Below are 11,123 nucleotides of genomic sequence, written 5' to 3' on the forward strand. Positions count from 1 at the left end.
GGGGATTTCAAAGCCACGGGGGCTGACCGGAGATCAGGCAACCGGCCGCAACGAGTAGGCTCGCAGGTGCGCCGCAAACTCTTCGAGATGGCGGATACCACTGGCCTCTGCCTCGCGACACCACTCGACCAGCGCCTGCAGTTTCTCCTGGGGCTTCACGCCGCGGGCGCGCCACAGGGCCTGCAATTCGTGGCTCTTGTCGTAAATCTGGCGCAGCACCGGGTTGGTCTCCAGCAGGCTTTCCAGCTGCATCTGCTCTTTCGGTTTGATCAGCGAAACGTCCCGCGACAGCAGGCCCTTGAGCTTGCGATAACGGTTGCGGATCGCGGTATCGAGCATTTCTCTCTGCTGGCGCAGGGTCGGCTCCATCACCCGCTTGCGATACTGGCGCATGATGTCGAAACGGTTATTGGCGATGGCCTGCACGGTTTCGACATCCACCTCACGCTTGCCGGGCACATAGTGGGCAATCGGGCGGTACCCCTTGGGCTTGGCCAGACCGAACAGCTGGAACAGGCGGATATAACCCCAGCCGATATCCACTTCAAACCAGCGGCGGGACAGCTTGGAGGAGTTCGGGTAGGTGTGGTGGTTATTGTGCAGTTCCTCACCACCGATCAGGATGCCCAGCGGCGAGATATTGCGGGCATTGTCGGCACACTCGAAATTGCGATAGCCGATGAAATGGCCAATGCCATTGACCACCCCGGCCGCCCAGACCGGAATCCACATCATCTGAACCGCCCAGATCCAGATCCCGTTCACCCCGAACAACAGCAGGTTGATCGCGGCCATCAGGACGATACCGGCCATTTTATAGCGGCTGTAAAGGTTACGTTCGATCCAGTCTTTCGGCGTACGCTGGCCATAACGCTCCAGGGTTTCCGGCGTCGCCGCCTCGGCGTAGAGCTCGGCACCTTCCAGCAGTACCTTGCGGATGCCCAGTACCACCGGGCTGTGGGGGTCGTCCTCGGTTTCGCACTTGGCGTGGTGCTTGCGGTGGATGGCAGTCCACTCTTTGGTGTTCTGGGCCGTGGTCAGCCACAACCAGAAGCGGAAAAAGTGTGCCAGGACCGGATGCAGGTCCAGGGAGTTGTGCGCAGAATGGCGGTGCAGATAAAGCGTCACGCTGACAATCGTGACGTGGGTAATTCCCAGGGTGACCAGGATAAGCTGCATCACCGACAGGTCCAGAAGACCGTTGTACCACATATCGTTTTCCTCAAAATCATCATACACAGGTGGCTGCCTGTTCAGCCGCCGACCTGCTTCATGCCTACCTTTGTCACTTTAGCGTACAGCTGTTCGCTAGAACAAGCGCATTAAGGCAGGAATTTGTTACCCGGTGACTACCGTCCGGCACGTTTTTTTGCCGTATATTGGCCGTTGACAACCCTCACCCGCCCGCCACAATGGCAGACAGATTTGCCAGGAGAACCGTCATGCCCGAATTGCCGGAGGTGGAAACCACCCGCCGCGGAATTGCCCCTTTTTGTGAGCAGGAAACCGTCCGGCGGGTCACTGTCCGCAATCCCGCCCTGCGCTGGCCGGTACCTGCCGAGCTGGCGGCACGGATGGAGGGCCGGGTCATCCGTGCGGTCGAGCGCCGGGCCAAGTACCTGCTGATCCGCTTCGATGACGGCAGCGCCATCGTCCACCTGGGCATGTCTGGCAGTCTGCGGGTGATTACCGATGACAGCCCGCTGATGACCCACGATCACATCGAGGTGGAGCTCGCCAGCGGCACCCGTCTGCGCTTCAATGATCCACGCCGCTTCGGCTGCTGGTTGTGGAGCGAGGATCCCGACCACCACGCCCTGCTGGCCAGCCTGGGGCCGGAGCCCCTGGCGCCGGAGTTCAACGGGCCTTATCTGTACCGCCTGTCCCGTGGCCGCAAGACGCCGATCAAATCCTTTATCATGGACAATCATACCGTGGTGGGGGTCGGCAACATCTACGCCAATGAGGCGCTGTTCAAGACCGGGATTCACCCCAAACGGCTTGCCGGCCGGATCAGCCTGGACCGCTACCACCGGCTGGCAGAGGCCATCAAGGAGACCCTGAGCGCGGCCATCCTGATGGGCGGCACCACGCTGCGGGACTTCGTCAACAGTGACGGCAAGCCCGGCTACTTTGCCCAGTCCCTGCTGGTGTATGGCCGGGGCGGCGAACCCTGCCGGGAATGTGGCGAGCCACTGCGCGAGATCCGCATGAACCAGCGCACCACCGTGTACTGCGGACGTTGCCAGCGCTGACACGGCGAGGCCCGAAGGTCCGTAAAAGCCACGCTTGCCGCCAACGGTGATCTGCGGCAGTCTGGCAATCCTGCATTCCCGAATTGTGATCTGTTTATGGTTGACTGGTTATCCCTCGACACGGTGTTCCTCGATATGGACGGAACCCTGCTGGACCTGCACTTCGACAATCATTTCTGGCTTGAGCACCTGCCCAGGCGCTACGCCGAACATAATGAAATGACCGCCGGGGAGGCCCGCGACTACCTCATCCCGCTGATCATGGCGGAACGCGGTTCGCTGAACTGGTACTGCACCGACTACTGGAGCGAACGGCTGGCACTGGACATCACCGGCCTCAAGGCCGAAGTGGGCGACCGGATCGGCTACCGCCCCCATGTCCGCGAATTCCTTGGCGCGTTGCAGGACAGCGGCCTGCGCCCGGTCATCGTTACCAACTGCCACCCGGATCCATTGCGCCTGAAACTGGAGCGTACAGGCCTGGACCGGCTGGTGGACGGAGTGATTTCCAGCCACCAGCTGGGCAAACCGAAAGAAGCCGGCGAATTCTGGGACGAGCTGAACAGGCTGCACCGCTACAACCCGGCCCGCACCCTGATGGTGGACGACAGCTTCCCGGTGCTGGAAAGCGCCCGCCAGGCCGGTATTGGTCAATGCCTGGCTATTCTGGCCCCCGACAGTCGCCAGCCGGCGCGGGAGCGCCACCCGGAGATTCCCTCCATTCATCACTTTGATGAGATCCTGCCTGATCTGCAGCGCCGCGCGACCGTACAATCGCGGGACTGAAGCCGTTATAATGGCGACATACGATCACCAGGTGAGGAGATATGACCACGTCCACCACTGACGACCACAAGGTCCGCCTCGACAAATGGCTGTGGGCCGCCCGCTTCTACAAGACCCGGTCGCTGGCCAAGGAAGCGATTGAAGGCGGCAAGGTGCACTACAACAATCAGCGCTGCAAACCGGGGCGAGTGGTGGAACCTGGTGCCAGGCTGACGATCAGGCTGGGCTGGCAGGAGAAAGTGGTCATGGTGGACGACATCAGCGACCGTCGCCGCAGCGCGCCGGATGCCCAGAAGCTCTATCACGAAACCGAAGACAGCATTAAACACCGCGAGGACCTGGCCTGGCAGCGCAAGACCATGCAGGCTGCCCAGCTGCCGCCGGCGCGGCGGCCGTCCAAGAAGGACCGGCGCGACATCCAGCGGTTCCGGGAACACAACGGCATCTGACGGCCCCCGGGCGATTTGCCGGGTGCCATCGCCCCAATTATTCTCAGGAGAACGACCATGGCGTCTGACGACCAGTTCCAGCGCTTTATTTTTGAAAACAGCCAGGTCCGTGGCGCGTGGGTGCGGCTGGGCGACAGTTACACCCGCATCGGCAGCCAGGCCCCTTACCCGGACTCGGTGCGCCAGCTGCTGGGCGAATCCCTGGCCGCCAGCGTACTGATGAGCGGCACGCTCAAATTCAGCGGCACCCTGTCGCTGCAGGCCAACGGCGAAGGTCCGCTGCGCACGCTGATGGCCGAGTGCAGCCACGACCGTCACATCCGTGGTCTCGCCCGCTTCGATGAACACGCCGTCGCCGAGGATACCCTCAATGCACTGCTCGGCCAGGGCCGGATGGCCATCACCATCACCCCGGATCAGGGCCAGCGCTATCAGGGCGTGGTGCCGCGGGAGGCGGATACCCTCGCCGGCTGTCTGCAGGAGTACTTTGACCGTTCCGAGCAGATTCCCACCTCGCTGTTCCTGTTTGCCAATGAAAGCCACTGCGCCGGCCTGTTGCTGCAACGCCTGCCCGGTGATACCGAGCAGGACGACGATCTCTGGGACCGGGTGAACCACCTGGCGGCCACCGTCGAGGCGGACGAGCTGCTGACCCTGGACAGCCAGACCCTGCTGCACCGCCTGTTCCATGAAGAAACGGTCAGGGTGTTTGACGCGGAACCGGTCGTGTTCCGCTGCAGCTGCTCCCGTGACCGCACCCTCGGCGCCCTCGAAGCGATCGGCCGGGACGAGTGCTACAGTATTCTCGAGGAACAGGGCGCCATCGAGATGGATTGCCAGTTCTGCCATGCTCACTATCGCTTCGATAGAAATGATATTGATCACCTTTTCACCGGTCACACGCTACACTAAGCAACTTCGGCATAATGGCCCGGAAGCCAGCAACCACGCGGCTTCCGGGGCAGTCGTTTTTTAGCGGCGTCTCTGGCATAATAGCGCGCCTGAATTGACCCGATTGCTCAGTTTTCCGCCAGTTTTCCGGCGACCTGAGCAGTCTTGTAAATACCCTGAGGGCGAGGTCGAAGTGAGTAACACTTATATTGATCTGAGTTCAGCACGACTGGTCGAGCTGGCACTGGAAAGACGCGAAGGCCAACTGGCGTCTAATGGTTCGCTGGTAGTCAAGACCGGCAAGCGCACTGGCCGTTCTCCCATGGACCGCTTCATCGTTGAGGAACCCAGCACCGCAGATGCGATCCACTGGGGTCCGATCAACCGCCCGTTCGATGCTGAAAAGTTCGACGCTCTCTGGGACCGGGTTGAAGCCTACATCGCCGAGAAAACCTCCTTTGTTGCCCACGTTCACGTTGGCTCAGATCCCGAACACTACCTGCCGGTGAAAATGACCACCGAGACCGCCTGGCAGAACCTGTTCGGCCAGAACCTGTTTATCCGCCCGGAAAGCTACAATCCGGCCGACAAGCAGGAGTGGCAAATTCTCAACGCTGCCAACTTCGAGTGCGTGCCCGAGCGTGACGGCACCAACTCCGACGGCTGCGTGATCCTGAACTTCGCCAAGCGCAAGGTCCTGCTGGCTGGCATGCACTACGCCGGCGAAATGAAAAAGGCCATGTTCTCGGTACAGAACTTCCTGCTGCCGGAGAAAGACGTCCTGCCGATGCACTGCTCCGCCAACGTTGGCGAAGATGGCCAGACCTGCCTGTTCTTCGGCCTGTCCGGCACCGGCAAGACCACCCTGTCTGCCGATCCGCACCGTTTCCTGATCGGTGACGACGAGCATGGCTGGGGCCCGGGCACGGTGTTCAATATCGAAGGTGGCTGCTACGCCAAGTGTATTGACCTGAGCCAGAAGAACGAGCCGATCATCTGGGACGCTATCCGTTTCGGCGCCATCGTCGAGAACGTGATGATCGACGAGGAAACCCGCGAACCGGACTATACCGACGTCTCCCTCACCGAAAACTCCCGTTGCGCCTACCCGCTGGAGCACGTTGAGAAGCGGGTGATCGAGAACCGCGCCGGTGAGCCGTCACACATCGTTTTCCTGACCTGCGACATGACCGGCGTGTTGCCACCGGTATCCATCCTCAGCAAGGAAGCGGCCGCTTACCACTTCCTCAGTGGCTATACGGCGCTGGTAGGTTCCACCGAGATGGGCTCTTCCTCCAAGCTGAAGTCCACCTTCTCCACCTGCTTCGGCGCTCCGTTCTTCCCGCGTCCGGCCGGCGTTTACGCCGAGCTGCTGATGAAGCGTATGGAAGAGTTCGGCAGCAAGGTGTTCCTGGTCAATACCGGCTGGACTGGCGGCCCCTACGGTGAAGGCAAGCGTTTCAGCATCCCGACCACCCGCGCCATCATTGCCGGTATCCAGAACGGTGACCTGGACGACGTGGAAACCGAGCACCTCGACAAGCTGAACCTGGACGTGCCCAAGCACGTACCTGGCGTGGACACCGAGCTGCTGAACCCGCGCAACACCTGGGTCAGCCCGGACTACTACGACGGCAAGGCGGAAGAGCTGATCGCCCAGTTCGTGGAAAACTTCAAGAAGTTCGACGTCTCCGACGCGATCGTCAACGCGGGTCCGCAGCTGTAAGCGTTCCCCGTTGCACAAGAAAAGCGCCTGCTGCAAAGCATGGCGCTTTTTTTGTGGCGAGATCCGGAGCCCCGGAAGCTAGGTCCGGCAAGGCTCAGGCATAGAACAGCAACGGTACGAACGCCACCAGCAACAACGACAATCCCATGGCAACCAGCGGCATGATGATACGCTCATGGCGCTGGTAGAACGTACCGCCTTCCCGTTGCGCCGCCGCAACCTCCGCTTCGCCCACCACCTGGCGGGTCAGCAGGTGGTTGAGCGCCACCGGTGGGCTGAGGTAACCCAACTCGAAGGCCACCAGGGTTACCATCCAGAAATGCACCGGGTGAATACCACTGCCATAGGCAATGGTTGCGACCGTCGCGGTCACCAGGATCACCGCACCAAAGGCATCCATGATCATGCCGAGGACCACCAGGATCACCACCATCAACAGCATCGCGGACCAGGCCGAATCAAAGGACTGGGGAAAAGCCGCCATGACGTGGGAACGCTCAATGACCCCGCCAATGCTCACCGATAGCCCCAGCAACAGCAACAGGGCGCCGATCTCCGCCGTGGTATCGTTGGTAGCACTGCGCACGCTGCGCTCCAGACCCTGATGGTTGAGCTCGCCGCATGAGCCATCCTCTTTACGCCTGAGACTGAAGTGCTCATAGAGCAGAATCGCCAGCATGATCACCGGCAACAGTCGCGGCGCCGAGAACTCGTCCATGGTCACATCGAGGGCGAAGCGGTAGAACACCACCACCGCGGTGATCACCAGCGCATACGGCAGCAGCGAGCCGAGCGCACGGATCGTGGCGGGTAATGCAGTGCTGGCTGGCGCCAGCTCAAAGCGACCCTGACGGTTCACCGACAACGCCACCAGGCTGAACATCGCCGCGGTGAGCACGAATACCCAGATCCCCCAGCCAAACAGCTCGTCGGTGGTGACTTCGCGATTCAGATAGGCAATCACCACCACCAGCAGGCAGGGCCGCAGCACCACCCCCAGCGAGCCGGACATGGCGGTCGCCGCCAGCGCCAGCTGGCGACGAGCGCCGGCGGCCCGCAGTTCACTGTAGATAACCGCACCGGCGGCAATCACAAAGATACCCGAGGCCCCGGTGTAGGCGGTCGGCACGGCGGCCACCAGCACCGCCACCACCGCCAGCATTTCAGGCGGTAACCGCCAGGGGCGGAACACGTTGAACACCAGCGTGGCGAGGCGGGTCTGCTTGAGCATCATCCCGACCCAGACGTACAGCCCGACATTGAGAAACATGTCGGCCAGCTCCATCATCTTGCCGAGATAGATGCCGATCCCCGACGCGTGTCCGATCAGGGCAAAATAGCTGCCGGAGATCAGACACATCACGGTATAAAGCGGGACCGCGAGCAAGGCCTGGTTTAGCTGGCCGCCGGCCGCCAGGTCATCGGGGATTCGCATCAGACGATAGAGGCTGGCGAGGGTCAGGGCCGCAAAACCGGCCACCCACAGGTTATGCAGCAGCAGGGCATCGCTCGCCATGGTCACCTCGGCGGCGAGACTGGATTGCCGGAAAATGACACTCGACCCGAGCAACATGGCATTGGCCAGGGCCTGCAGACCAAACGACACCCGGTAATCGAGGCGTGTTTCCATGGCCCGCATGGCAATGTGATGACGGGTCAGGGTCGCCGACACTGCACACAGCATCACCAGGATAACGAGTATGTAGCGCTGGGACTCGAGGCCAAAGGCAATGACGTCCGCAACGAACAGCTCAACGGCCCGATAAGCCCGCAACGCCGGCGTCAGCTGACCCTGCAGGCTGACGTAGCTGGCATGGCTGCGCTGGCAATCGGCCACCGAACGCTCGACGGAACGGCGGACTTCGGCAGGATCCTTGTCCACTGAACCCAGCAGGTCCGCCAGCGGGTCATCGGCGTCGGCTTCCGCCGCCAACTCGGCGGCCACGGCGGCGTCGATATCACGGGTCGGATCACATTCCGGCCGCACCGGATCGGTGCGCAGTTTGTAATAGCCGCCAAACAGCTGTTCACCGCCCCGCAGCATCTGGTTGTGAATGTCACTGCTGGTGGAGAACAGCACCACCGCCAATAACAACAGGCAGGCCGGCAACGAGGAAAACCACTCGCGACCACTGCGGTTCAGGCCCTTCAAGAACATAGTGCGCTATCCCGCGGCAGGTGACTTACAGCAGATCGTCCAGGTTCATGGTCTCAACCTGTTCCGGCTGATCGTCCCAGAAGCGGCCAAACCGGCCCATGGGGGTCCGGTGCCCGGTATTCTCCATCCACATCCGGTCCGAGATCGCCACCATCAGCTGGGTCGACATCTTGTCGACCATCCGCCACTGCGGATCGGAGGGACGATTACCGAGCGAGTCGGCGTGGGCACGGATGACGGCGCGCAGGCCTTGCTCATCCCCCTTGTTCATGGCGGCGATGGCGTGAAACACATGGCTCAGCCGCACACCGGCCTGCTCACCCTGCTCATCAGCGATCGCCAGCCGCTCAAAGGCATCCTCACCCTCCGGCTGGGCGCCGGGAAGCATCGCCCACACCGTGGCCCGCAGCGCCAGCGGCGCGCCCCACCATTTGTCATTCTCCAGGCAGCTGGTCGCCCTCGCCACGGTCGAGCCGATGTTCATCGGCACCCCGATTGACGACGTTGACTGGATCTGGGCGTTGAGGGCCTGCAAGCCGCTCAGCAGACCGGCGAAATAGATGAATTCGTCGATCTCATCGTCAAAGTCCGGGCATTCGCCCTGCCCCGGCGCGCCATAAAATGCCGTGTGATGCTGCCAGCCACGGAGGTAGCGCGCGCCGGCCAGGCCACTGGCTCGCTTCTGCCGGATCATCGCATCCTCGGCTTCCTCGGCCTTCATCGCCCGCAGCGCCGCCAACGCCTCCAGCTCGTGCTGCCGGGCCTGCTCGTCGGCGCACCCACCGGCAGACAGGTAGAGCATCACGGCCAGCTGGTCCGGCTCCGACGTCACCCGGCCGAACGACATCAGCAGCGGCGCAGTGGCTTCACTCATTGCACAGCCCATGGCCAGATCTTCCGATTCCAGCAGGTAGGGCACGGTATGCCCGCGGGAGAAACCCTGCATCACGTCGCCGGTGGTTTTGTAAACCATATGGTTAACCACTCCACAGCCACTCAGGGTGACACTGACAGCAACGCCTGCGACCAGGCCGCGAATCCGGGACAGGCCGGCGCGGGCCTTGTGGGGGTGACTGATGATAGGAGTCATGACTGCTTTACCTTCTGGATTATTTTTATCGGCTGCGCCACCGCTCGGGGTGACCGTTTGGCTCGCCTTCGGCCAGCCAGTTACATTTCGTAACAAAACGGCATTATGACGAAGATGCCGGAATGTTTGTGAGACCGGTGCCACAAAGCCGCACCGGGACCACCGACCTGCTGCGACAGCGGTTTGACAACCCCCACCGACAGGCTATACCTGATTCGTCAGGGACCCGCAGGGAACGGCAGTCTGGCTGCCCGCGCCCGCCACCCTGGCCAACAACCACAACAACAAAGCCATGCAAGGAGTAGTTTATGCGCAAGCCAGAACTCGCCGCGGCCATTGCCGACCAGACCGGCCTGAGCCGTGATAAGGCCAGCGAAATCATCACCGCATTCACCAGCCATGTTTCCAGCGCGGTCGCACAAGGCCAGGATGTCAGCCTGATCGGTTTCGGCACCTTCAACGTGCGCGCCCGCGAGGCACGCACCGGCCGCAATCCGCAAACCGGGGCCAGCATCCGCATTCCCGCCGGCAAGACTGTCGGCTTCCGGGCCGGCAAGTCCCTCAAGGATGCCGTCAGCTAACGCTCAGCCAGGCGCGGGAGTGGCGGTCACCGCCACTCCCCTGCACCCACCGCGCCCTTCGGTCAGGAAGAGCACTCCGCACGGCTGCCATCCACCCGGCAGCGAATCGCCTTCATCAGCTTGATCGCGCGTTCGTCGTAGACGCCGTCGGCCAGCAGTGACAGACGTACCTTACGCAGCATCTTGTCGTACTCGGCGACGTCTTCCGCTGGCGGGTACATCCAGACCTCGTCGGGAATTCCGGCTTCCGCCTCGGCGATGATCTCGTAGGCCTCGTCGATCCGTTTCGCCGCCTCATCGCGAACCATTTGCCCGGCATCCTCCGGGAAGCGGTCACGGTGAATCACCACCTGGAAGTTCATGTAGGCAAGGGCGTAGCGGAATACCCCTCCGTTGGGTGTCACGCCCTTGTACAGTTCCAGCGGGGTGTAGGCAACGGCCGGGGCATAGGCCAGGTCGACGCTGCCGTTGTTGAACTTGCCGGCAAAGTTGGCCGAGTTTGACCCCACCACCGAGGCGCCCACATGGCGCACCATGCGTACCGATGCCGTGTCGAAATCCAGGGTGGCAATGCGCTTGCCCTGGAGTTTTTCCACCGAATCAATGGCCCGATCCCGGGTGTGCAAGTACACCGCCCCACCGGGGAACACGCCGGCCACTTCGTAGTTACCGTCAACCAGGAAGGGCCGCGCCTTGGGCTGGGCGAGAGTGTTGTACAACAGGCGCATTTCCTCCTCGCCGGGCACCGCACCCATTGCCTCCAGGCTGCCGGTGAACTTGTTGAACTCGCGGGCCCGGGTGCCGGTCAGCAGAACCGCATCACACTGCCCGGCCTTGAAGTCCTCGGCCGCCACTTTCTCGTCGGTATAGGCGCGCAGCTCCAGGCGAATGCCCTTTTTCAAGGCAACCGGCTGAAAGGTCTTGGTGATGGCAAACAGCGGTCCGTTGGCGCCGACGGGGTCGAACACGCAAAAACTGCGATCAAGAATGTCCGGGGTGCCGTTGGCCTGGGCAAGGCCCGGCAGGGCAAGACCGGTGAGCAGGGCGAGCGACGCGGCCAGCCGGGACAGGTTGGATGATTTCACGGGGATAGCTCCTGAATTATTGTTGTCGAACGGCGACCGCAGGGGGACCAGCCGGTGACGTTCTCCTTGTCATGGGTTCCGAGCCTAGGCCGGAGACGGGAA

10 protein-coding genes are annotated in these 11,123 nt (G+C 62.1%); 6 read left to right on the forward strand and 4 right to left on the reverse strand.

Going from position 1 to position 11,123, the window contains the following annotated elements:
• Positions 1-33 precede the first annotated feature (33 nt).
• Positions 34-1,212, reverse strand: a complete 1,179-nt coding sequence (locus tag CLH61_RS16575) for a DesA family fatty acid desaturase (RefSeq protein WP_099615947.1) — start codon at positions 1,210-1,212, stop codon at positions 34-36.
• Positions 1,213-1,442: 230 nt separating this feature from the next.
• Between CLH61_RS16575 and mutM the strand changes: the two genes are divergently transcribed.
• The 5 genes from mutM (at position 1,443) to CLH61_RS16600 (ending at position 6,107) form a co-directional block, all read left to right on the forward strand.
• On the forward strand, positions 1,443-2,255 hold the full coding sequence (gene mutM, locus CLH61_RS16580) for a bifunctional DNA-formamidopyrimidine glycosylase/DNA-(apurinic or apyrimidinic site) lyase (protein WP_099615883.1): 813 nt from the start codon (positions 1,443-1,445) through the stop codon (positions 2,253-2,255).
• Positions 2,256-2,351: 96 nt separating this feature from the next.
• Positions 2,352-3,041, forward strand: a complete 690-nt coding sequence (gene yrfG / locus CLH61_RS16585) for a GMP/IMP nucleotidase (protein WP_099615884.1) — start codon at positions 2,352-2,354, stop codon at positions 3,039-3,041.
• 41 nt (positions 3,042-3,082) lie between these two features.
• Complete coding sequence (gene hslR / locus CLH61_RS16590) at positions 3,083-3,490, forward strand: ribosome-associated heat shock protein Hsp15 (protein ID WP_099615885.1); 408 nt, start codon at positions 3,083-3,085, stop codon at positions 3,488-3,490.
• Positions 3,491-3,547: 57 nt separating this feature from the next.
• Positions 3,548-4,402: an Hsp33 family molecular chaperone HslO gene (gene hslO, locus CLH61_RS16595; protein ID WP_099615886.1), complete on the forward strand. Its 855-nt coding sequence runs from the start codon at positions 3,548-3,550 to the stop codon at positions 4,400-4,402.
• 172 nt (positions 4,403-4,574) lie between these two features.
• Entirely contained in the window at positions 4,575-6,107 is a 1,533-nt protein-coding gene (locus CLH61_RS16600; protein ID WP_099615887.1) for a phosphoenolpyruvate carboxykinase, read from the forward strand.
• Between the two features lie 94 nt (positions 6,108-6,201).
• Here CLH61_RS16600 and CLH61_RS16605 read toward each other — a convergent pair whose 3' ends face one another.
• A complete protein-coding gene (locus tag CLH61_RS16605; protein ID WP_099615888.1) occupies positions 6,202-8,265 on the reverse strand; it encodes a TRAP transporter large permease subunit in 2,064 nt (687 codons plus the stop codon).
• Between the two features lie 25 nt (positions 8,266-8,290).
• Entirely contained in the window at positions 8,291-9,355 is a 1,065-nt protein-coding gene (locus CLH61_RS16610; RefSeq protein WP_211289139.1) for a hypothetical protein, read from the reverse strand.
• A gap of 308 nt (positions 9,356-9,663) precedes the next feature.
• Between CLH61_RS16610 and CLH61_RS16615 the strand changes: the two genes are divergently transcribed.
• On the forward strand, positions 9,664-9,936 hold the full coding sequence (locus CLH61_RS16615) for an HU family DNA-binding protein (RefSeq protein ID WP_099615889.1): 273 nt from the start codon (positions 9,664-9,666) through the stop codon (positions 9,934-9,936).
• A gap of 62 nt (positions 9,937-9,998) precedes the next feature.
• Here CLH61_RS16615 and CLH61_RS16620 read toward each other — a convergent pair whose 3' ends face one another.
• On the reverse strand, positions 9,999-11,021 hold the full coding sequence (locus CLH61_RS16620) for a putative solute-binding protein (protein WP_099615890.1): 1,023 nt from the start codon (positions 11,019-11,021) through the stop codon (positions 9,999-10,001).
• Positions 11,022-11,123 lie beyond the last annotated feature (102 nt).

This window comes from Marinobacter profundi (assembly GCF_002744715.1).
GTDB classification, from domain to species: Bacteria; Pseudomonadota; Gammaproteobacteria; order Pseudomonadales; family Oleiphilaceae; genus Marinobacter; species Marinobacter profundi.

Excerpts from the sequence above, each read along its gene's own strand:
- CLH61_RS16575 (WP_099615947.1), bottom strand. The coding sequence starts at position 1,212 with ATGTGGTACAACGGTCTTCTGGACCTGTCGGTGATGCAGCTTATCCTG.
- mutM (WP_099615883.1), top strand. The coding sequence starts at position 1,443 with ATGCCCGAATTGCCGGAGGTGGAAACCACCCGCCGCGGAATTGCCCCT.
- yrfG (WP_099615884.1), top strand. The coding sequence starts at position 2,352 with ATGGTTGACTGGTTATCCCTCGACACGGTGTTCCTCGATATGGACGGA.
- hslR (WP_099615885.1), top strand. The coding sequence starts at position 3,083 with ATGACCACGTCCACCACTGACGACCACAAGGTCCGCCTCGACAAATGG.
- hslO (WP_099615886.1), top strand. The coding sequence starts at position 3,548 with ATGGCGTCTGACGACCAGTTCCAGCGCTTTATTTTTGAAAACAGCCAG.
- CLH61_RS16605 (WP_099615888.1), bottom strand. The coding sequence starts at position 8,265 with ATGTTCTTGAAGGGCCTGAACCGCAGTGGTCGCGAGTGGTTTTCCTCG.
- CLH61_RS16610 (WP_211289139.1), bottom strand. The coding sequence starts at position 9,355 with ATGACTCCTATCATCAGTCACCCCCACAAGGCCCGCGCCGGCCTGTCC.
- CLH61_RS16615 (WP_099615889.1), top strand. The coding sequence starts at position 9,664 with ATGCGCAAGCCAGAACTCGCCGCGGCCATTGCCGACCAGACCGGCCTG.